The organism is Halorubrum shenae, assembly GCF_051194165.1.
Classification (GTDB): domain Archaea; phylum Halobacteriota; class Halobacteria; order Halobacteriales; family Haloferacaceae; genus Halorubrum.
Map to the genome: position 1 here is coordinate 18371 of NZ_JBLZNI010000012.1, position 22482 is coordinate 40852.

Genomic DNA, 22482 nt, shown 5'->3' on the forward strand with positions numbered 1-22482 from the left:
CCTGATTATCCGCCGACATCTAGTTTGATTCGCATCGCCACCTGTTTGCTGACTCCGTCAACCTCGGCGAGATCGTCTACTGATGCCTTCTTCAGTTCGCTTCGCGTATCGAACCCTGATTGACGAAGCGATTGTTCAATTCTGTCTGTGACACCATTTACGTCTCTTAGCTCTCCAGAGCCGGTGTCCGTGTCTGTAGAGACGTTCTCTCCGTTGGAAGTCTCTGAGTTGTCGTCCTTAGCGGGGTCGGACGGTGGCTGGAAGGATTTCGTTTTATCAAAGGCTTGCTCGGTGGCTGCCGTGTACGTGTCAAAGTAGTTGGCGATGGTACTAGCAGTCACATGACCATGTTCGTTCATTTCAGCAGTGGAGGGTTTGTGACCGAGTTCATTGGCCACTCGGTGTAGGTCCTCAATAAGTCGGGCTTCGTTGTCGATTCCGGCCGCATCAAGGCAATTCTGCCAGGATCCGAACACACGAGTGATATCGTTAACTGAGTACTGTGTGGCGTCGCTTACGTCCGTTGCCTTGAGCGGTCGTTCAAATGTTCCGGCAACGTGTTGAACTGCGTCAAGGAGGTCAAGGCGGCTTGGAGTACCGCTGCTTGCTGTGGTGGTTTCCCCACTACCCGATGTTTCGTCTTCGCTTGGCGATGACGATGAAACGGAGTCAGACGTATTGTTCCGTGAGCTGGTATCGATTCGTTTGGCTTGGAAATCTTTCGTGCTACTGAGCTCCTGACCAGTCCCCGCGTCTGTCTCCCATCTTTTGTGTCGAGCTTGCTCAATTGTGTATGTGGCCCCGATGGTCCAGTCCAGCGAGAGGTTGTGTGTTGTCCAGATGTCAAGCGGCAGTTCGCTACCGTCTTGGAGTTCTACTTGGAGGCAGGCGTCGCGTTTGCTACCGGGATTCGAGTCAATTTCGAGGACGGTGATAGTTACTTTGTCGACGCGGCCGTCGGGCAGCGAAACCGTCGAGGATGTGGAGGATGTCGTTTTATCAGACACCGGTTGGTCTGTCTCGCGGTGCCCGGTAGTCCCTGTGACCGGACCGGTATGGTCATCCGGTGGTTGTGATCGCTTTGGGTTTCTCGTGTTTACTTTGTCTACTGTTTCAGCGTCAACAAGTCCTGCTTCGATGAGTGCATCCTCTATACTTCCAAAGGCATCTTCGTATTCATCTGGGTGGTGACTGCCGACGGAATACAGAAGTTTTCGATCGATTTTGTCCCAGTCGCTCGCAAGGTTTTGGAGCTCGGTGATGAGCTCCTCTTGTTCCTCTGTTAGTGATGATTGATTTATTTTGAACGTTTCCACTGTGTCTTCGTCGGCCACACCTGCTTTGACGAGTGCGGCGTCTAAACTCCCGAAAGCGTCTTTGTACTCGTCCGGATGGTGATCACCAACCGAGTAAAGGAGCTTTCGGTCGATCTCGTCCCAGTCGCTGGCTAACTCCCGTAGTTCGCTGATAAGGTCATCGCGCGTTGAGGTCTCGCTGCTTGTTCTCGTGGTGGTCGTGTCGGGATTCGAGGTACTGGACGATGTACTAGTTGTGTCCGCTGTCTCGTCTACATCTTGTGTGGCAGTGGTAGGGTTGCTCTCTGTGGGTTCGGGGCCAGTGTTAGTCGACGGTGTTGGAGACTGTCCCGAGTCATGGACACCGGCGGCAGCGATCGCGGCGTCGAAACTTCCGAAATGTTCACCGAGTGTGGCTGGTGTGAAGTGGCTGTGCGTGGCGATATCTCCCATCGTTGGGACGCCGTCGACTTGGTCAGCAACGCGTTGTACGTCACTGATTACACGTTGGTCTGGGTCGATGTCGGCGGCGTGTAGCGCATCGGTCCACGATTCGAACGCGTCCGTGTAGCGTGCGGACGCGTATCTGCTGTGTGTGTCCATCTCACTGAGGGTTGGATATCCGGCAAGGACACCGTCAACACGCTGAATTTCGGTACGGAGTTCGTCTCTGCTCGGAGTTCTCGGCTCGTCGGACGACTCAGCGGGTTCTGTGGTGGTGTCGGATGCCGTTTTTTCGGCCGTGTGCGCGCTCAGAGCAGTGTGGCTTGTATTCGGTAGCGTGATCGTGACCGTGTCCTCTTCGCCTGGAATATCGTGTGTTTGGTTCTGGTATCCAGCCCGGGAAACGAACAGGCACGGGTCGCTTCCGGAGGTGGGGGGCGTGATGGTAACGGTGCCGTCCGCGTCGGTAATCTGCTCGGCTGAGTCCGTGGTGGTTTCGGCGATGACTGCGGCGTTCTTAATCGCCTCACCGTCGGTGTCAATTACAGTGACGGTGAGACGTGTCGGAGTAGAGTCGGCGGTGGCTTCGGAGGGTTCCGGAGTAACGGTATGACTGACAGAGTCTTGGACGGGCATTATGCTAGGAGTGAGCGATTCGGGCTGCCAGTACGTTGTAAGTACAGGTTGCTCCCGAGCTTCGTCTAGTGTCGATTCGATCTCATCGATCAGCTCATCTAACAAAGAGCGGGCGACGTCGTCGTCAACCATGTCGCTTGTGTCGCGGTTGTCGGCGATAGTGGCGCGTGCTCCGGCAGTTTCCAGTTCCCGGAGTATTTGACTAGTGGTGTCGCTGACGGCGACGAACCCGGGATGTTCGCGGAATCGGGAACCGAGTGCGCGGAATTCGCTGGCGCGGCGGAGGAGTCGCCGGCCGTCTTCGCCGGGGATTCGCGCGTCGGTCTCGCCCGGGATGGTGACGACGTGGTAGAAGTGCGCGTGCTTGTCACCGGTCGGGTTCCGGAGAATCCGGCCGATGCGTTGAATGAGTGATGCGTTCACCCCCCCTTTAGCGAGGTTCACGGCGATCCCGGCGTCGGGCAGGTCAACGCCGACGCCGAGCACGTCTCCTGGTCCGACGAGCACGCCGGCATCTGCTTGTTTGAACGCCGTGATCGTGTCGTATGGCGCGGCTTCGTCTTTCGCCGGCGTGTACACGGTGTTCGCGTCGAAGTAATCGACAAGATATTCGGAGACTGCGTCGGCTTGTGCATAACTCTGAACCAGCACGACGGCCTTCCGGTCCGGGACGTGTTCGGTGAGGAGTTGCCCGATTATGTCGTGCGGCGGGTTCAGTTGCCAGCGTTTCGGTCGGCGGGAGAACGCGGCGGTGGCGAACGTGTCGAACGCTTCCGACTGATCCCGCGCGTCTTTCCCATCTTTGCTCTGCGCGAACGATCGGAGGTCCCGGAGCGTTTCGAACGTGTCTGGGACGGTGGCTGGGACGTCACCGGAGAGTTCCTGCGGCGTGAATTTGTGCGTGTTGGTGTCGTATGTCGGTGTGAGCGTGGTGGTCGAGTCTGCGACTCCGGCAAGCGTGTCGCCGGAGTTACTCGCGGCGTAACACACGTCCCACCGGAAATCCGCGATGACGTTCTGCTCGCGGGCTTCGCTGATACCGAACTCGATACATTGAGACAGGTTCGCTTCGAGAGCGTCTTTGACGCCGGAGTCACCGAGCCACTCGTCATCGATCGACCCGGACATCGCCAAGACACTGTCGGCGTTCGTCGTGAGGTCATCAAATAAGTCACGCCACCCGCGACTGCCACGCCGCCCGCTGCTGTATCGGTGGGCTTCGTCTAAAATGACGAGGTCGTAGTGCAGCCCGGGGTCGGCTGCGAGGAGTTCCTGTGCGGTGCGGAATTCGATGTCGCCCCACGCCAGTTCGATGTGCCGGTCACCATCACTGCCTGTTTCGGTACGGCTCCGTGGGATGTTCAGATGCTCGTCGAACTCGCTTTGCCACTGTTCAAGGAGTAAATCCTGTCCGGCGACAATAAGCACGGTTGCACGGCCCGTCGGTGATCGTGTTGCTGCCGGGATGTCTGCCGTGTCTGCAGGGTGTAAGTCGCCGAACAGGTGCGCAATAGCGGCGAGGCCGAGCACGGTTTTCCCGGTTGCGGTCGCCATGTTCACGTACCCGGTCGTCCCGTTGTCGACCCATCTCTTGATAGCGCGTTGCTGATGGTCCCACAACCGGGTGACCATTTGCGGCCGGTCCAGGTGTGTTAACAGGCTATCCCCACCGATACTGCTCCCAGTGTCTGCCGTGATTGAGTCGATGAGGATGTCCGCGAAGTTCGTCACCGCCGGGTCGGAGAACAGTTGGTACAGCAGGTCGGCAACGGCTTCCGGTTGTTGCAGTGGCTGCCGAGACAACTCTTCGTCGCCGTGTTGCGTGATGAGTTTCTCGATAAGCGCTTCGGTTGCGCGGTTGAGATCTCCAATTTCGCTGTCGTCTAACCCGAGTTTCGTGAGTTCAACGCGGAGTTCATTGAGTCGGAAGACCAAGTCGCCGATGTCGCTTGCGTCGTATTCAGCGATGAGTTGTGGCAGGTCTGACTGTGACCCAGCAAGGGCTTGCAACCCGTCAACATAGTGTGATCCGCACGCCGTACCAAAATCCATACGGCCGATTGTCGCTCCGTGATCGAAGGCAGCGTCAGTCGTCCCGAGCGCGACGCCGTACGTAACATCGATTGCGGCGCGGTCAATCTGTGACGGCCAATCGCCCTGTGTCAACGAGTTTTTGGAGAGCCGCGCGTCATAGAACTGCTCGTCAAGATCCGTGTACGAAGTACGATCATCGACTTGATTTTTGAACGGATCCATTATTGAGGTGATAACTGCTTGCCATCCTGTCATCAACCGCCAAATAAAATAGTATCGCCGGTTCCGCTACCCCGTCGTCGGTTCGGCGTTCGGTATCGACTCGCGCTGCGTGACGGTCGTGTTCGGTGTCGTGCTTACCGTCACACCCGTCTCACCGTTCACCGTCCAGTGCTGTCCACGCACCGACTCGAATACGTACCACGCACCTGACTCCCAGTTAAATTCGCTTATATGTCGGTTCCACACGTCAAGCTGCACCGACTCCCCGTCAACGGTGACTGCACGGAACACGTGCCGTCGACCGTCTTCAGTCAGGTGCTCACGAATCTGTAACACCACGGGAGTGGAATGCTGTGCCGTTTCGTCGATCTTGTCTACGGTCCGTACGAACGAACGCGACTCCGCCGCATCATGCTCTGGTTCACTCGGTTGTTCCGACGCAGCTGACTCCACGTTCTGGGGTTCCTCAGTCGCTGTCGCCGCTGAGTCCGGCGTATCACCGGGTTCTTCCCTGATCAGAGATATCGCTTCAGTGTCCGACGTGGGTGGAGTGGACGAGGACTGTGCTGCGAGTTGGTCGGCCACTGATTCGAATTCTGTTACTTGCTCGCGCAGGTGTGACACGCGGTGTTCCAGCTCCGACGTGGTAATGTTATCAGGTAGACGCTCAAGCGCGTCTTTTCCGTCTTCGACAACCGATTGCATGACGTCTTCCGCTTCCCCTAGCTGGGACGTTTCTTTGAGTGATGAAACCCGCTGCGTCAGCGTGTTAATCGTTGCTTCTGCCTGCTGCACCTGTCTCTCGTGTTCAAGCCGGTCAGTAAGCGACTCGACGGTCTCAATCCGATTGTACACTGCAGCTTCTTCCTCCGCAAACCACTCTGCATCCGCTGATTGTCCCACATCCTGTGCCGCCCGATACGCGGCATGCGCATTCTTACAGGCTTCTAGCCCCGTATCGACATCACCAGTTTCGACTGCATCCTGCGCTGTTGTGACGTGTGCGTCTCCATCACTTACGACTTTGTCGTACTGGGCTTCAGCTTCGGATGGAATCGCGTCTAACCGATCTTCGACGTCATTCACACGCAGCCGCAAATCACGATCTCCTGACAGCGTGGTTAATGCTTCGCGTGTCTCACTCACCGCGGCACGCATCGCCGGTATCCGGTCGTTCGCCTCAGCCACCTCACCGGTTGCAACCAGTGTTTCGATCCGGTCGCACGTCGCCTCAAGTCCAGCCACTAATCGGAGTTTCTCACGGTCAGTGTGCATTTCCAGTGTGGCTGTGTCATCGGACGCCTGGTCAGGTGACTCGGTACCGGATGAAAGTCCAGCCCCATTAGTCGAACCGTCTGACTCCACAGTTGTCAAGCCATCTGCATTGCGCTCTGCATACCGATCTTCAACTGATACGATGAGACGCGCGGCGAGCGCCGTCCCGATTCCATCAACAGTTGTCAACTCCGCTTTCGACGCTGCGAGAATATCGTTGGCGTCTTCATACCCAGCGTCACGTAACGCCGCTGCTTTCTGCTCTCCGACCCCTGGGAGTTCCTCAACGTTTGGGACTACAGCACTATCTGAATCAGGTGAGGCGCTATCTGTCGTGCTACTGGACGTTGATGACTGCGTGTCAGCAGTAGCGATAGCAACAAAAAACAGGATTGTACCAATCACAAGCGACTGCCACACTGGAAGGTCAAGCGGCCCAGTCACGAGCGATAATAAGACACCACCCCATCCAGATACGACTGGCAGAACCGTCGATAAGGCGTTGAAACCCCAACCGACAACCGCAACCCCTACGCCAAGGAAATAAACCAGCATACCGAACCCATCCCACGCTTCGCTTTGCGTGAACAGCGCAATCAGAAGCAACACAATCGCCGCAGTCAGTAACATACCCACCACTCACCTATCGGCATCGTGGTACCTCTACCGGAGTGGCAACAATAAATTGTGTGGACAGTATGACAGTCGGCCAACAAGGTTAATATTCTAAAGACAAGCTCCGACAGTGTTTGATGTTTAGTAGAAATATCATGTAGTTCATCAATTAAGAATGCGGAGTCAATCCAAGAATTATAATAATTACTATGCGACAATAATTCTATAAAAATCTGGAACGCATAGATTACAGTCCGAAGGTGTTCTGGGTAGGCAGCGGTACCCCGTACCTCCACCCGCGGACTCGGCTAGGAAATTTATTGCGGAGACTGAGTGGGTACAGACGAATATCTCTTTATTAGGAATAGTGCACCTCCGTTGAGTGCATCATGAATGCACATGTTACCTTTGTCCTCGATTCGTCGGGGTCTATGTCGGCCATTCGAGAGGATACCATCGGCGGGTTCAATACATTTCTCGCTGATCAACGTAACGAGGAAGGGACTGCAACTGTATCTCTCGTTGACTTCAATTCGACAGTCAATATAACGTATCGCGGAACGGCGATTGAAGGCGCTCCCGAGTTGTCGAAAGATTCGTACACGCCAGGTGGTCAGACTGCACTCTACGACGCGTTCGCGACTGCAATAGAAGATACTGCAAGCTTCATCGACGGTATCGACCCTGCGAACCGACCCGAGACGGTCGTCGTCGTGATTCTGACTGACGGTAAGGAGAACGCCTCCGAAACGCCGCAGGATGTTATTCGGGAGCAGATCGAAACGCGGCAGCAGGAGTGTGAATGGGAATTCCTCTTCATCGGCGCGAATCAGGATGCTGCACTAGCTGCTGATAGCATGGGTATCGATGCGGACAGATCTCTCAATATGGCTCATTCGGGGAAGGGGGCCAGAGCCGCATACGACTCGACGTCTCAGCGTATCAGTGACGCGCGCTCAACTGGAACGGTGTCAGATTTCACCGACGAAGATCGGTTGCGACAGGATGAAGCAGATCGTTAAATCGGACTGGATTCAATCACATCTCTGAGCCGCGGTTCGGGTGCCGGAGCATGCGAGAGTTAATTGAAGCCAACTAGGCCACCCATCAGTATGGCAGTTATTGATCCTCGTCTACGGTATCTGAGTCAACGCTTTGTGAAACGCGTTGGTAGACACGAGGTAGGAACTGGAGAGCGTGACAGGGAAGGCGATCAGTTTTCCCACTGAGGTAGTCATCAACGCCTTCGAGGTGATCGGACCAGCTTGAGCGACAGACAGCCGAGTTACATCGACTGTGACATGGTGACTGCCTATCTAAAGTTCCATTTTTTGCGGAAGTGACATCTTATTGACTAATATGGCGAGCGAAGGGCGAAATACACTCTCTGAGGAGGCAGTATAATAGAGCGTGCTTCTCGAATTAGCCGCCGGACCGCTACGTGGGAAGATTTTAGGTCCCCCGCGTCGGATAAGCTCTCAATGCCTTCGCTGCTAGTACAGTCCTGCTCGGCCACAAAGAATCAGGTGACAGAGCCGACACGGGCACTAGATGTTTACGACGGATACTTTTTCAGAATAATCAAAAAGGCGAAACGAGAGGAGGCCTTCAAATCCGATATCGACATTTGTATTCTCTCTGCAGAATACGGACTTATCGACGCTGAAGACACGATTACTACGTATGACCGGAGAATGACCGCTTCTCGTGCTGAGGAACTCCGTGAGGAGGTGACCGGTGCCGTTCGTAAACGTATCGAGGAAGAGAGATACGACCAAGTTGTCCTGAACTTGGGGAAGGAGTACCTAGAAGCGGTTGACGACTTATCTGACCGATACGATGTCGACATATCGACAGTCCAAGGTGGAGGAATCGGAGAGAAGGGAAAACAGCTGAAGCGTTTCGTCCGGTCGGATACTGTTCCCTCGGTGATTGCCTGATGGGCTCTCCCGGCTCACAGCGCCTTGATGATGGAATATTTGAGATTGTTGACGAGGCTGGAGACGCTCGAAGTGGGGTGATAAGTATAAACAATACCGAGCTGGAGACGCCCAATTTGCTACCGGTAGTGAACTTCTATGCTGGTGGCACCGATTCCAGCCTATACGGTGGCGGCATCCACCGGACAATCAAGGAGTTCATGAATGGAGACGATGTAATAAACGGTGGAGATTACAGTAGATATTTCGATGGAGTGATGACCTCAGTTGCGTCACTCACTGACTACGGCATCTCGAGAGAACGATACGAAGACTACATCGCCGCACCGATCAGGGAACGCGATGTATTCGATTTTGATGGCACCCTTTTTCTTGACTCAGGTGGATTCAAATTCCTCGGCGACGGTACCTTAGATGGGAGCAACTTTGAGGTGGACGTCGATCAGGAGGCAATCGTTGAAATACAGCGGAAACTGGGGGGAGACGTCCTCGTAAATCTTGACCGACCAATTGAGCCAGACGACGACTACTCCACTCGAGTCGAAAAAGCGCGACTGACGGCTGAAAACGTCGACGAGTTCCTCAACCTAACTACCCAAGACGACACACGGTATCTGACACTCCATGGATACAACTACTCAATGCTCGACACGTTTCTCACGGAAATTGAGAAGGCCATCGGCCGGGACCGTGTCCATCGTGAGTTCGATGGCGTCGCCCTCGGGAGTCTCGTTCCACTCAAAGATAATAAGGGAAAACTGATCACTGCTGTGAGTGATTGCCGTGAAGTCCTTAGCGACTGGGGGTTCGAGGAACTCCCCCTCCACGTACTCGGAATCTCGTCTAGTGCGATCCCTCTCTTGGCTGCAGTCGGTGCAGACACGTTTGATTCATCATCGTACATTCACTCCGCCATTAACGGGAAATACGATACGTCATTATACAACTCAGAACCTGTAGACGAAGTCGATTTTACGGAATGCGATTGTCAGGTCTGTAGTGATGACGTGTTAGTCAACCGGATGGAAGGGGACGTGGAGTACCAGAAAGACAAACTCGGTGCCGTTGCGATGCACAACCTGATTATCCAGAAAGAAGAGATAAAACGGATCCAATCCGCGATCCAAACACCGGGAGAGGAAGCGTTGAGGTCATATATCGAACAGTCATTGGGTCGAGAAAAGTCGATGCAACAGCACGCGCATCGCGTAGTAAACGAATCACTTGGAGGTTACTTCTGAATGTCAACGACAAAAACACCACAAGTTAACGAAGTAAACGAATTTCTAGAAATTGCTAGCGACTTCGAGGATCCCCTTGAAGTAATCCGAGAGTCGCTATCGAATAGTTACGACGCTGGTGCGACCGAGGTTGAAATCACCATTCGAGACCGACCGATTGGATCAGAGATCGTTATTGAAGACGACGGGGATGGGATGGATCACGCTGATCTCGAGTCGTTCTTCGACCTCGGGAATTCCACGAAGCGTGGCCGTCAAAACGGATCGATTGGATACAAAGGTCACGGAACAAAGATTTTCTACAAAAGCGAGGAGGTACTCGTTAATACCACGAAGAACGGGACCAACTTACGCGCACAGATGGAGCAGCCGTGGGAAAAGCTCAACAACCGGACCATGCCTGAGTACGTGCTGAACGAGGAGCCAGTCAAAGAAGGCAACTCCGGGACCCACATTCGAATTACCGGATTTAAATCCGGGCATGGTTTCTCGCCCGCATCGCTCACCTACAACAAGATCGAGCACTACCTGAAATGGAAGACGCTCGCCGGATCAACGGGTCACTTCTTCACAGACGATTTTCGAGAGATGGAAATATCGGTCACCCTCGGCGACGAGATCGATGATACACGAGATCGACTGGTAATGAACAACAAGCTCGAGTTCCCGGACGAGCAACGGGAGCCCGGAGAAGGCCAGTTCTCGGAATCACGCATGTGTAAACACTACTCACCCCGGGAACTCACCGTCGAGACCGAAAATGGAACTGAGACAACTGTAGAGGTGGTTGGAATGGTGGGAGGCAAAGACGCTCGTAACGAACTCCCCACTTACGGAAAGCACTCGGCACAGTTCGGCGTCTGGCTGGCAAAAGACCATATCAAAGTTGAGCGGGTCAACGACACCATCTCACACGACAACGAGTTCCTCCATTTCTTCTTCATCGCAAACTGCCAAGACCTAGAACTGTCGGCAAACCGCGAAAAGATACGGAACAAGTCTAGTCCGGTATATCAGGCGATCGTAGAGGAGCTCAGTCACTACCTTTCGAAGATTGCATCAGATCCGTGGTTCAAAGACTACTTGTCTCACCGTCGTGAGGCGAAACTCACTCGCCGCGCAGAGTCCCAGCAATCATCCATCGAAAAGCGTGAGCAACGGATTCAAGACCGAAACCGATTCACGCCATCCAACGACGCCGAAGTCGTTCTCGGGTTGGAGCGCTCGAACCGCTTTGGGGCTGTGCCGGAGATCACAGTTGAAGATTACGACCCAAGTTCGGAGGTCAACGCGCTGGTTCGTCAGGATTCGAACCTCTATGCGAGTTCGATTCACCGTCGGCTTACGGATCACTTTGAGGCGGATAAACCGCTTGAGAGCGTCGATAAGATCGTTTGTTGGTCGTACGGCGACCGCGACGAGCTAAGCGAGCTTGAGCGCTCAGGATATCATAGCGGAGAGATCTCGATTGATTTTGAGAAGAACCGCCTGATCTATAACAACGGTCGTCGCCATAACATCCATATCGTCACGGTTCAGGACAGACTGTAGCAGATCCAATTGAGACCGTCTCACCACGGAACGACCGAACTTATCACATCCCGTCGTTAACGATGCGTAGAGAATGGCATCGTTTGAGACCGACACGACTGACGATGCTGGCAACGCACGCCGCGGTACGATCCACACACCACACGGTGACGTCCAGACACCAGCGTTCTTCCCCGTAGTCAATTTCATCGGTGGACCCAACGAGAAGTCCGGCGGCATTTGGAGTCGATTGCGGAATCATCTCTTCGGAGAACCCGAGTTTCAAGGCGCGATGTTCCAAGCGATGAGTTTCTTGGATTTCAACATCACTCCCGAATCGCTTGAGAACTGGCGCTCGAAACCGATTCACGACCACTTCACTGATCATGACCCGGTCAAGCCGTATCACTCACAGCCGGAGAGTTTCACTAAGCCGTTATTCGTAGACTCAGGCGGGTTCAAGCTTCTAAACTCCGACACGTTCGGCGACCCGCCAACAGAGGGGGGCGATGACAATGACTGGGCGATCTACACGAATCCAGAGAGTATCCTAGACTTACAGCTCGATTACGGCGCAGACATCATCGCTACCCTAGACTATCCGATCCCACCGAATCTGAACGATGAGGAGACGACTCAACGAATGGAAGACAGTATTGACAGTGCCATTCGCTGTCTCGAACTCTTGGAGGACCAACCAGACCCGCCTGCGGTATATATCGCTATTCACGGCCACGACTACGAAACGATCAATTGGTACGTTGGGACGTTCCTTGACCGTGCGACGCATATTGACAAGTCATTTGAGGGATTTGCAATCGGGTCACTCGTCCCGCTCCGAACGAACGTCGAAATGCTGGTTGACATTGTGCAAGGTGCGAAGGATGCGATTCCTGACGACCGGGAAGATGACCTCGGGCTTCACCTATTCGGGATTAGTGGAAAATTCACGGCGCTCCTAGCACTTCTTGGCGCGGATTCATTTGACTCGTCAAGCTACATGCAAGCAGCACAGTTCAAGAAATTCATCAACCGAGAGATAGGAGTTTCAGATGAGAAACTCGTACGGAACCCGAACGCTTCGACGCACGATTTGGGTGATTTTGGGGTTGACGTCGACCGGACAGCCGACGCACGATGGGCAGCGGACTGGTCGAAATTCACTGCGGATCAGATTCCCGAGGACTGGGGCTGTCAGTGTCCTGCATGCGAGCATCTACGACGGATAGGTTTCGAGCAGCTACAGGGCACGATGTACGACAGCGAGTCGTATGATCGAGACGGCGAGTACATGAAGAGCGATTTTTACGCACTAATGAGCTATCATAACTTCTGCGTCTACCAAGACGAAATGAATCACGTGCGGGAGCTGATCAACGACGGTGACGGGGAGTTGCTTGAATACGTTGCCAAGATGGCTCGCAACGATGTCGGGAATATCAAGCGGGCGTTAAAACGGGCGACAGTCCGCGACCGTGAATTGGCACAGCAGCTTCGTGAGCGCGGCTACAATCGGCTAACCGCCGATCAAAGCGATGTAGAGCAGGAACGACTTGATTTGGATATTCCGGTCGATGACCAAGAGATCTCGCTTGAGCACACACCGGAAGACTTCAACATTCTTCAGCGGAAGGACTACCGGGTCGGCGATGAGCGCGTACTGCTCGTTATCCCGTGTAGCCAAACCAAGCCGTATTCTAATTCCCGAACGCACCGCGTCGTGGCAGACGCAACCGCTGAGTGGAACGATCAGATCCACAAAGTGACTGTCTCCGGTATGTACGGACCTGTACCCGAACAGTACGAAAGTCTCTCGCAGATCAAATCATACGAGTACGTGCTGACAAACGCTGAAAAACAGCGCCAACAGCTCGTCGTGAACCGTTTGACTTCCTACCTCGAAGAATACGGCCCACAGTTCGATGCCATCGTCGGCTATGCGACCAGCAAAACCTACCGCACCGTAATAGAGCAAGCGTTCTCCGAGTACGGGGATGGCGTTGTCCTCCCGAAAAATCCGAAAATGCGCGCACTCACTGAACACTTCAGAACAACTAATCTTGAAGAGCTATCTGAGCACCTAAATGACGTGCTCTCATCTACACCACCCCAGTAATCGCTTGGCTCCGATATTGATAGCTTCGAGGCATTCAGACCTCAGATCGGCTGTTCCAATCGCCAGTCGCTCTCCCGGGGTTCGAGATTACTCGAATCCGATCCGGACTCTGCAAGGATACCAGAATGGTACAGCATCTGCTTAAATTGATACGCGACCACCGAACGGTATACATGCGATTCTAACAGTGAGGGTGTAATCAACTCACCATCACCGGTTAGTACCGCAGATCGTGCCTCTTCTGTATCCCGAATGAAGAATTCGACCGCGAACGTAGGCGAAGTATCAAACAGATATTCCACTACGGTAGGCAGAATCGGCGGCTGAGCGTTGTTCTGAAGCTCTTGAATATGTTTTACGAGCATCTGTGTTGCGGGAAAAGCGAACACTACCCGTCGGGCAATTAACGCCCAGTCAGGTGCTAGCTGAGTTAGTCTCGTCTGCTCTCCTTTCCATGATTTGAACTCTTCTAACACAGATCTCAATGATTGCTCGTGTTTTTGTAATCCGAATCGAAGCACTTCCTCACCCAAAGGGGATAGAACATCAGACCCATCCGGTTGCTTCTCTATCAGCCCGAGGAATGCAGCACCGTCTCTGGCACTTTTGAAATCTCTCACCACGTATTCTTCGAGAACGTCCCTAGTCGGTTCCGTATGGTAGACACAGAACGTATACCCAAGATAGTTTTTTGGGCGGTTGAGATGGAACGACTGGTCAGCAACGCGCTGTGGACCGGCTTGGAAACGTATCGTCGATGCTTCTTGACCGACCTGTGTGCCAACTACTCGCGGTTTCTCAAGTACATCTACCGATTGATCTTCTGTCACTCCGAGAACACCGATATTTAATTCTCGACCAAGAGCTCGGGTTTCCGCCGAGATCGAACTGCGAGGAGCAGCTAAAAATCCGAGATTCGCTTCCTGTAGCCGGTCATGAGCTTGAACAATCCCCGTCTCTGTGTCAACCTGCCCAGTCGATCCATATCCCTTCGCTTCAACGACGGTTAGGGGTGGAGAGTCTATATCTCCGTCGTGACCACGAAAGGAGTCATCTTCAATCGAACCAGCGCCAACAAGGTCAGGATACCCTGAACCCACACGTACGTGATTGAATGGCGCTAGGGTCTCGGTTACTTCCTGTGGGATTGGAACATCATTCAACCACTGGTCGGTCGAGAACTGAGTATCGACAACTGTGTATCCTGAGCCAGTCTCATCTCCGGTAAATAACTGCTCTTTTGTCGTTGCTAGCACTTCAGGCTCAGTCATTGACAGTGTTCCCATATACAAGAGGAGCTATTCCAGCATCAAATAGATCCGTAGTGGTGTTCAGCTTAGTATGAACAGTTAGGCAGATCGATTTACCAGTGTTCAGGCTCGAGATTACCTCTTCCACGGAAAAAGAGTGAGTTTGAGAGAATGCTCATTGAGATCTAGGATCTTCGGTGAGTTGCCAGAGTGCTGTTGGCTCATGGACATATTCGATAAACTCCGCAGCATGAAGTCTATCTAGCCTCTTTGTCACTGTCGGTCGAGATAGACCTGTAAAATCTACAAGCGCACCCGTTGTGAGATTGCCTTTAGATACAAATTCATCAATCACTTTCTCAGTATTCTCGTCTATTCTCAGGGGCATATTTACGTCATGTCTTTTCTGGTTCCTTTTATCTCTCACCATACATATTAGTAAACACGAACCGCCTTTACTATCCGTTAAGTATAAATAAGCAGGAGAATTAGGAGAGATTGAACACTCGGTCCCAACGGGGCAGTCCGCTAGAAAGCCCGCGTGTTGGCGCACGCGGACCGGGTTCCCACCTAGAAAGTAAGAACCCATGACAAAGAAGGATTTCAGCGGTCAAGAGAACGTCGATCAGTTAATTGAAGCGATAAACCAAGTGGAATTTCATGCGCTCGGGGAAGGGCCGGCAGCATGTCAAATCTGCGACCGAAAACTCCGGGAAGGCGACGACCTAACGGCCTATGCCTTCCGGGCAGCTGGCAACCCCATTTTTGAAATCGGGTACGTGATGTGCGGGGCGGACGAGCACGCGCACCCGACAGAGTTCATGCGGGGCGTCCACGAACTCGTCATAACGGGCCGCATCGGTCTGTGTACCGATGTGGCGATCCAGTCATCGTGGCTGGTACTCCTCGCGCCGGAGCCGATCGTGGCGAGCCGACCCACATCAAGCGACGCCTACACGATCGGTGAGGTGGCGACACGTGAGACGGATCCTCTCCACACACACCAGGCTACCGAGGCGGACCCGACACCACCATTCGAAGGCATCCATGAGAGCGGGTCCACACAACTCGAAGGAACCACCGAGCACACGGCCGACTACTCCCAGATAGACGGGACACACCAGGCCGAACACAACGAGCAGACCCACCAACAGGCGACCAACCAGGGAGGTGGCGAGTAATGCCTCCGGCGTTCGACACCGAACACCTCGATCACGAGATGTCGCTGCCGGACGACATCGAGGAACTCACACTCCCGGACCTGTATGTGGGGCTCGAAATCCCACTCCTCGCACCGGGCGATGGGATCGTCACCGATCGACACCATGCCTCAGCAGACCGGTACGAGGCGGACGACCCGCAGAACCAAATCGGCGGGATGGTGTCGCCGTTCCCACTCTCCGGGTGGCTGCGCCACGGCTGTGAACGGGTGATTCAGGTGGCGGGCGGCACGGCGTGTCATCCGGGCGAAGCGAACGCGGACTACATGCTCGAAGACGTGTACGAGCGCGACCTCGACGCCGGCTATCACGAGAAGGGCTCGTGTGTCGATGACGACGCCGGCTGCGTCCTCTATGACCTGTTCGGTGGGTTCAACGACCGGGCGGGACGGCTGGTCCGCCGGCCACTCCGATTCTCGCCGATTCGTCGGCAAGTCGACGTCCTCCAGGGCGAAGCGGAGGCGCACTACCGCCAACTCAACACCCAGGTGCGCTCACGCAACAGCGAGGACGACGGGCAGCCGCTGCGGATGGCGTCCAGGGATGTCGTCGGCAACCTGGTAGGGACGTGGAAATTGTCGCTGCGAGAGCTGAAACCCGAATACGTTGGCCTGCTCGTCGAGGCGGTCGATTACCTTGACGCCCACAGCGAGGAGTTCGAACTACAGTTGGGCGGCGCACGGAACTTCGGGGCGGGCATGGCCGAGGCGCGCGTCATCAACCCGCTGTACACGGACGCCGAGATCAAGCGGGTGTACAATCGCGCGCAGGACACGACGTCAGGGATGGCGTGGAAGGATGACCTGTGGCGGGAGTCAGTCCGCCAGCAGTTCGTGAAGCCGCTGCAAGAGCGTGTGAACAGCATGGAGGAGCCGTGATGGCCCGCAGTGACACCGCAAGCGTGGACCTGCGGATAGCGTACCGCCATGACGTCCACAAACTGCGCGGTCGCCAGCATGGGTCGGGCCGTGACGAGCTGTTCGATGTGCCGGTCAATGAATCAGTCCCGCTGGGAGCGGATCGAGATGCGGCGTTGTTGAGCCGGCCGGACGACGAACCCGAACAGACGGTAGCGAATCACGCGTCGCCGGCGCGGCTGTCGGTGCTCACGGGCTCGGTACTCGAAACGGGGGCGGTCCCGGTGGTAGAGACCGCGATTGCGCCGCTGATCGATGGCTCCCCAGACGAGCACCATGCGGCGTGGTTGATGAGTGAGACAGCGTCGCTGGTGAACGAGTCGGTGTATCTCCCGTACTCGTCGCTCAAGTACCACGTATTGCTGGTGGCCGCACTGCTTGACGCATACCGTGCGGGCCACGCATTCGACGACCTGTATCTGGTTGTCGAGCCAGCAGCGGACGCACCACCGCGGAACGCGGATCGAAAAGCGAGACAGCAGGCGGCGCTCGACGCGGACTGCGTGGTGCCACACCGAACCATCCTGTGGTCGGAGGCGATGACGATGCGGCTGTCAGCGTCACCAGACGGACCAGCGGCGTGGATCGGCCCGGAACCTGCCGAATCGTTTGCTGATGTATGGAATCGGGTGTCTGGGTCGCCCCTCGGCCGCGAAGCACAGTGGTGGCGTCACGTGGATGCGCAGTTGCGACGAATTAGGTCGTGGTCGACAGCGCTGCAGTACATCGAGGACGCTGTCGCGGAGGATACGCGCGGCACCGTGGAGGTGGATGCGTGACCCATCACGATTGTGACTGGCGGACCGCCGACCCCACCCATGCGATATGGTCGGGCAGTGAGCCTGTGGGTCGGACTGACTGTCCGCCGACGTCGCTAGTGGGTGGACGTCGACATCCGATGGCCAGCCAGGGAGCGCACGCACCATCGACGACAAACGAGCGCACCACGGCTGGGACGCCAGACACGACAGACCATCCGATATGGTCAGTCGATGAGTCCACAAAGCGGGCTGGCGTTCTGCCGGCGTCGCCGGTGGCTGGGCGTCGATGTCCGCTGGCCCGCCCGGGAGCGCCCGCAACACTGCCGGCTCGACGAACTTCAACAGCTGGCTGCGCACACCACCCCACACTCGGGCGAAGCCAAGCGAACCCACGGCCCAGCGCCCCAGCGGAATGGTCAGGCCGTGAATCCGCGGGACGGGCTGCGAGCCAGCGTGCCGGACCGGTGCGTGCGTGCCGATGGCGGGCGACGCCACTGTACGTCCGAACCGATCGTGACTGCCAGCGGTGGGCGGGTCGATCCACCACAGCTACCGATCGTGTGGTACGCAAACATGGCACAATCTCCACTCGAAGCGACGGGGGTGCGGCATGACCACGATCCAACAGCTGGTGTTCGAACTTGCAACCCCGTACGCGGGGCGGCCGTACCACGTCTCCGGCCATGCGCTGTTTCAGGCGATTGCGTCCGACGTCGACGACCGGACGCGACGCGAGTTACGGGTGAGTCACGGAATATTCTCCCCGTCAGAGTACGGCTCCTACCCGAGCGAACACTCACAGAACGGGTACGCCGGCAAACTCGGGGGGTCGCTGCCGCCGGTTGAGTCGTACGAGGATCTGTTCCTGTTTCGGGACGCGGCCCAGCGATGGCTACAGCCGTCTCGACCGCGCGATGCGCAGAACACGATGGATCGTCAATCGCATGCCGGGCGGCTCACAGTCGCGCCGGAATCGTTCTTCGGCGTCCCCGAACACCAGCGGAATTCGAAGCGCCGCGTGACATGGTACATCCACGCGTATCTCCACAGCGAGCGCGAGGGTGTGCTCCCGCTTGATGAGACCGTGCTCGATGGGATTCAGCTTGGTGGCAATCGAAACTACGGGTTTGGGGAGGTGTCGCTCGCGGACTCACAGGTCGTCGATCTTGAGTCGTTGTCATTCGATGCGTTGCGGGGCCACGACGCGTACACCATTGAACTGGTGACGCCATACGTCCTCCAGAGTGAGGCCCCGGACGCGGACACCCAGTCGGTGCCGTGGTGGTGGGATACGTCGGTGGCTGGCGTGCCCGGCGATGCGCCGACGCGAGAGCGCCGGTTGCGTCGCCGCGAGGAGCGACTCGTTGGGGAGACCACATATGAACTGGCGACAGTCGATCACGGCCAGCTCGTCGGCTACACCGGAGACGACCCGATACAGACGGCCAAAAACGGCGTATTGCGGCTCGGAACACACGCACGATTCGGCTTCGGTGAACTGCGAATGCGACCAGCTAGTCACGATCGTGTGCCAGAGCGAGGTGAGGTGGCGTAATGCTCGAGCAGGTGGCGTTCGATATCGAGACGATCGGCTTCGACGTCGATGATGAAGTGACCGTCGTCGGGTTTGCGATGCCGATGGGGGTGCGTGTGTTCGTGCAGACTGGCGGGCGGACAGCCGGCGACGTCGAGGCGAGCGTGAAAGCGCGGCTGTCGGAGACACTCGTGAACGTCTCGACACACACCGATGAGACCGCGCTGCTGGCGGCTGTGGCGACGTTCGTCAGAGATCGGATACACGACGCCGAGACACTCCTCATCGCGTTCAACGGCGAGGTGTGGAGCGGTGGCTTCGATCTACCGTTCCTGCGGAGCCGGTACGCGGCCCGTGAGATGGCGTGGCCGTTCGACGTGGCGTACGCGGACGTGTTGCCGGTCATTTCGGATCGGTTCAACACGACGGTTGACGGTGAGGAACAACGCGGATTGGCGGCTGTGTACGAGCTACTCGGCGACGGGACCTACAGCGGAATCGATCCGTTTGACGACAGTGCGGCGGCGGTGACCGCCTTCGAGGAGGGGCGATTCGAGGAACTCGTCTGCCATAACGTGGCGGATATCCTGCGGACGCAGGCGCTCGGCCGAGTTGCTGAGCGCTACTGCGGGAAGGCGGAGTTCAACGTGAAATCGCTCTCACCGACACGGGACGCGTGAGTCTGGCTCGGTGAGCGGGTGCGGCGCGTTCCCCAGCAGCGGGGCTGCTGATTGAAGCGATACACCAGGAGGATGAGCGATGCTGGCGGTCACAGTGCGGTCGAAATCGACTACGGAACGATATATATGACAGACGAAGCAGACGATGCGACGGCTGACAGAACAGACAACGAACCAACAGCGGACGAGGAGCCGGCCGATGCCGAGACGCCATCGGACCAGTTAGAGACGGCGTCGATGAACTCGGACTCGGAGCGGAACGAGACGGTTGATCAGGCGACGCAGAAGAAGGTGTTAGAACGCGACCGGTATCGCTGCCGGATGTGTAATGTGAAAGCGCCGGCCGCTGGCGGCCTGGCAGATCTCGAGGTCCACCACGCAGATCGGGATCCGGATGCTGTCGGCGAACACGACCCAGCGAATCTCCTCACGGTGTGCCGGAGTTGCCACTCGTGGCATCACATGAGATCGACGCCCAGCGATATACCCATCCGGCTGACGGAAGCCGATGACAAGAAATTGAAGTCCCACGAGTACGAGATTTTGCGGATCCTCTATGACAACGGCCCACTCCGCACAAAGGAGATTGCGGACAAATTAACAGTTGAGATGACCCGCACGGCTGTTCGAGAGCGGTTGTGGCATTTGGGCGGGCTCGATAATGAAGTGGCTGAGCGGGCAGAGCCGCTCGTGACGAAAGATATCGCTACCCAAGAGTGGGGACTCCTCGATGATATCGTGACGAGCGCCCGTGGCCACATCCCTGATGACCCGAAATTGCTCGTCCAACGGACAGAAGACGAGCTCGTACGGCGAGCGCTCGATCGGGGGTGTGATCGCCAGACAGTGATGGAGGTCTTCGATGTCTCGCGGCGCGGTACATTCTACAAGGAGACGCGCTCGAAAATGTATGACTTCCCGCTCGACGCGTTCAGCAGGGGCGGTCGGCCGCGGGTTTCGAAGGAAGCGTCAGATGAGGAGGAGTCGTCAACGGCGGCGAGAGCACCGGACGAAGGTGACGCGATACGGAACGCGGCGGCCCGAGCGAGCGACGTGACTGCCGATGGGGGTGAGGAGTCTGCCGCCGAGATCGTGTCAGATACAGGTGAGACAGGGGATGGAGAGGAGTCGGAGCATGCGGCTGAGAAGGATGACGTACAGCAGCTGTTAGAGGAGGCGCTTGACGCGGTGCGGGACGACGACGTCGAGGAGTAGCCCTCTTTCAGGCGGATTTTTTGTGGTGTGATTGTGTCCGTGGTGGTGATTGGGAGAGGCTGGCTTTGTTCAAATCTGCTTCTTTGGCTGTGTTGAAATCCTCCGAAATGAGGGATTATGACCTGGTCGGGGTCAAGACAGATTCCACAGCAACAACTTTTTTCTCTGTCATCATGCGGTGAATCGATGGCGTCACCGTCGAACAATTCCTCGGTTGTGTTTCTGTTGACAGTGGGTGCGAACATCGTCCCGCTGGTCGGCGTGTTCCACCTCGGGTGGAGCGCACAGACGTTCGCGGTCGTCTACGCGATCGAACTAATTCTCTTCAGGACCTCCGCCAAGTCCCTGTATTACGTCGCTGAACCCACCGCGTTTTGCTCTCAAATCAATTACTGTGTCAGCGTGTTGGGTTGGCATTCCAAGTTGTGTAACCATCCCATATTCATCCTCATCTAAAAGGGGATCTTCGTGTCCGAACGCAATTACATTGAGCTCCAAACTCCCCCTCGTGTACGCATCTTCTGTAAACACATCTGTTTCAGATGGCTTACCTTTTGGACCACCAAATGCAGCAACTAATTCATCGAGATCATTTTCGTCGACGATAATCAGATCGGGTGGGTAATCGTCCATTGCTTTGGGTAATGATTCGATGATTGCTTTGATGTCTCTATCCTCTGCGTCGAGTAGTACTCTCATTTCTTCGTTCATTGGTTGTGATTATTGCTGGTAGGAACGGTGAAGAACCGTACCATGTTGTATATTAGCCTATACTTGTCCGTCAGATTCAGAATTTTATGCTATTATGCTGTTCTTCTTTGCGCTGGAGCAAACATTTCAACCACGCTACACTTATAAACCCTCGTGGCGAGTTAGCCGTCGTATCTAGAAACGCTCTGCTTCGGTGACTCGTGTGTGTACCCTCGATTTGTGGGTCAGAGACACCGTACTTCCGGCAGATACGGATCACTCACAGTCGTCGTTGGGTTAGTGAAACCAGACAGCTCCACCGCCAGTATTTGTTACTTGCCTGATCAATATCTCCTTATAATATTCAAAATATCTTGTTGACTCCTGTCATAGTTGTCGCTCAATTCACTCGTCAATCTCTATAAGAGCGGTATTGGGTACCGGAGTCTACTGCCGCTCGTTTTTCACACGTTCTATGAGCTCAGTTGCCGGAATTCCGGTTTTACCAGCCCAGTTCTTTACCGCAGCATTCTCTGGGTGAAGATCCTCACCAGGAGTATTCTGAAGCACATCTATGGCTTCCTCTCTTATTGGGGCCTGTTCGTTCTCATACTCATCGATACGCTGTTGTAGTTCCTCTCCTCGTTGCCTGAGTTGTTCGAGGCGCTCTTCTTTTTGTTCAATCTCTTCTTGTACGTGCTGGAGTTGGACTTCAAGCGCCGCCTTGCTCTTGTGGGACATACCATCCCCTGCAAAATAGTTTCGAACGAGATCGTTAACCAGCGAAGAGAAGTTAATTTCGCTCCGTCGGTCAATCTGCCTAGCGAGAGATAGGTCAATTGTGACGGACTTCCGCTTCTTACTCAT

17 protein-coding genes and 1 pseudogene are annotated in these 22482 nt (G+C 55.5%); 12 read left to right on the forward strand and 6 right to left on the reverse strand.

Features of this window, described 5'->3' with window-relative positions; all coding sequences use genetic code 11:
• Window positions 1–5: 5 nt before the first annotated feature.
• Both ACNS88_RS13090 and ACNS88_RS13095 read right to left on the reverse strand, forming a co-directional pair.
• Complete coding sequence (locus ACNS88_RS13090) at window positions 6–4631, reverse strand: homing endonuclease associated repeat-containing protein (RefSeq protein ID WP_435098413.1); 4626 nt, start codon at window positions 4629–4631, stop codon at window positions 6–8.
• A gap of 66 nt (window positions 4632–4697) precedes the next feature.
• Window positions 4698–6536 (reverse strand): helix-hairpin-helix domain-containing protein, encoded by a 1839-nt coding sequence (locus ACNS88_RS13095; protein WP_435098416.1) that lies wholly within the window; start codon window positions 6534–6536, stop codon window positions 4698–4700.
• 374 nt (window positions 6537–6910) lie between these two features.
• On the opposite strand from ACNS88_RS13095, the gene ACNS88_RS13100 reads away from it, so the two are divergent.
• The 5 genes from ACNS88_RS13100 (at window position 6911) to ACNS88_RS13120 (ending at window position 13348) form a co-directional block, all read left to right on the forward strand.
• Window positions 6911–7543, forward strand: coding sequence for a vWA domain-containing protein (locus ACNS88_RS13100; RefSeq protein WP_435098419.1), 633 nt, complete (start codon window positions 6911–6913; stop codon window positions 7541–7543).
• A 459-nt stretch (window positions 7544–8002) separates the two neighbouring features.
• Complete coding sequence (locus ACNS88_RS13105) at window positions 8003–8461, forward strand: DUF6884 domain-containing protein (RefSeq protein WP_435098421.1); 459 nt, start codon at window positions 8003–8005, stop codon at window positions 8459–8461.
• Window positions 8461–9702: a tRNA-guanine transglycosylase gene (locus ACNS88_RS13110; protein WP_435098424.1), complete on the forward strand. Its 1242-nt coding sequence runs from the start codon at window positions 8461–8463 to the stop codon at window positions 9700–9702. Before ACNS88_RS13105 ends, ACNS88_RS13110 begins: the two co-directional genes overlap by 1 nt.
• Window positions 9703–11253 (forward strand): ATP-binding protein, encoded by a 1551-nt coding sequence (locus ACNS88_RS13115; RefSeq protein ID WP_435098427.1) that lies wholly within the window; start codon window positions 9703–9705, stop codon window positions 11251–11253.
• Window positions 11254–11326: 73 nt separating this feature from the next.
• Window positions 11327–13348 (forward strand): tRNA-guanine transglycosylase, encoded by a 2022-nt coding sequence (locus ACNS88_RS13120; RefSeq protein ID WP_435098430.1) that lies wholly within the window; start codon window positions 11327–11329, stop codon window positions 13346–13348.
• 41 nt (window positions 13349–13389) lie between these two features.
• On the opposite strand, the gene ACNS88_RS13125 is transcribed toward ACNS88_RS13120, so the two are convergent.
• Together ACNS88_RS13125 and ACNS88_RS13130 are read right to left on the reverse strand one after the other, a co-directional pair.
• Complete coding sequence (locus ACNS88_RS13125; protein ID WP_435098433.1) at window positions 13390–14634, reverse strand: hypothetical protein; 1245 nt, start codon at window positions 14632–14634, stop codon at window positions 13390–13392.
• Between the two features lie 139 nt (window positions 14635–14773).
• Window positions 14774–14986: a MarR family transcriptional regulator gene (locus ACNS88_RS13130; protein WP_435098436.1), complete on the reverse strand. Its 213-nt coding sequence runs from the start codon at window positions 14984–14986 to the stop codon at window positions 14774–14776.
• A gap of 199 nt (window positions 14987–15185) precedes the next feature.
• Between ACNS88_RS13130 and ACNS88_RS13135 the strand changes: the two genes are divergently transcribed.
• The 7 genes and pseudogenes from ACNS88_RS13135 to ACNS88_RS13165 all read left to right on the forward strand — a co-directional run.
• Window positions 15186–15779 (forward strand): DUF8112 family protein, encoded by a 594-nt coding sequence (locus tag ACNS88_RS13135; RefSeq protein WP_435098439.1) that lies wholly within the window; start codon window positions 15186–15188, stop codon window positions 15777–15779.
• Window positions 15779–16696 carry a hypothetical protein gene (locus ACNS88_RS13140; protein WP_435098442.1) on the forward strand — a complete coding sequence of 306 codons (918 nt, stop codon included), beginning with the start codon at window positions 15779–15781 and terminating at the stop codon, window positions 16694–16696. Before ACNS88_RS13135 ends, ACNS88_RS13140 begins: the two co-directional genes overlap by 1 nt.
• Complete coding sequence (locus ACNS88_RS13145) at window positions 16696–17514, forward strand: DUF8168 family protein (protein ID WP_435098445.1); 819 nt, start codon at window positions 16696–16698, stop codon at window positions 17512–17514. The genes ACNS88_RS13140 and ACNS88_RS13145 overlap by 1 nt, the downstream gene beginning before the upstream one ends.
• Before the next feature lie 592 nt (window positions 17515–18106).
• Window positions 18107–19051 carry a hypothetical protein gene (locus ACNS88_RS13150; protein ID WP_435098448.1) on the forward strand — a complete coding sequence of 315 codons (945 nt, stop codon included), beginning with the start codon at window positions 18107–18109 and terminating at the stop codon, window positions 19049–19051.
• Window positions 19051–19710 (forward strand): hypothetical protein, encoded by a 660-nt coding sequence (locus tag ACNS88_RS13155; protein ID WP_435098451.1) that lies wholly within the window; start codon window positions 19051–19053, stop codon window positions 19708–19710. Before ACNS88_RS13150 ends, ACNS88_RS13155 begins: the two co-directional genes overlap by 1 nt.
• A gap of 51 nt (window positions 19711–19761) precedes the next feature.
• A complete protein-coding gene (locus ACNS88_RS13160) occupies window positions 19762–20925 on the forward strand; it encodes an HNH endonuclease (protein ID WP_435098454.1) in 1164 nt (387 codons plus the stop codon).
• Between the two features lie 216 nt (window positions 20926–21141).
• A pseudogene (locus tag ACNS88_RS13165) lies at window positions 21142–21249 on the forward strand (DUF6498-containing protein); the annotation flags it as partial.
• Here ACNS88_RS13165 and ACNS88_RS13170 read toward each other — a convergent pair.
• A complete protein-coding gene (locus ACNS88_RS13170) occupies window positions 21241–21636 on the reverse strand; it encodes a hypothetical protein (protein ID WP_435098587.1) in 396 nt (131 codons plus the stop codon). The pseudogene ACNS88_RS13165 and the gene ACNS88_RS13170 overlap by 9 nt on opposite strands.
• Window positions 21637–22062: 426 nt before the next feature.
• Window positions 22063–22482, reverse strand: a complete 420-nt coding sequence (locus tag ACNS88_RS13175; protein WP_435098457.1) for a hypothetical protein — start codon at window positions 22480–22482, stop codon at window positions 22063–22065.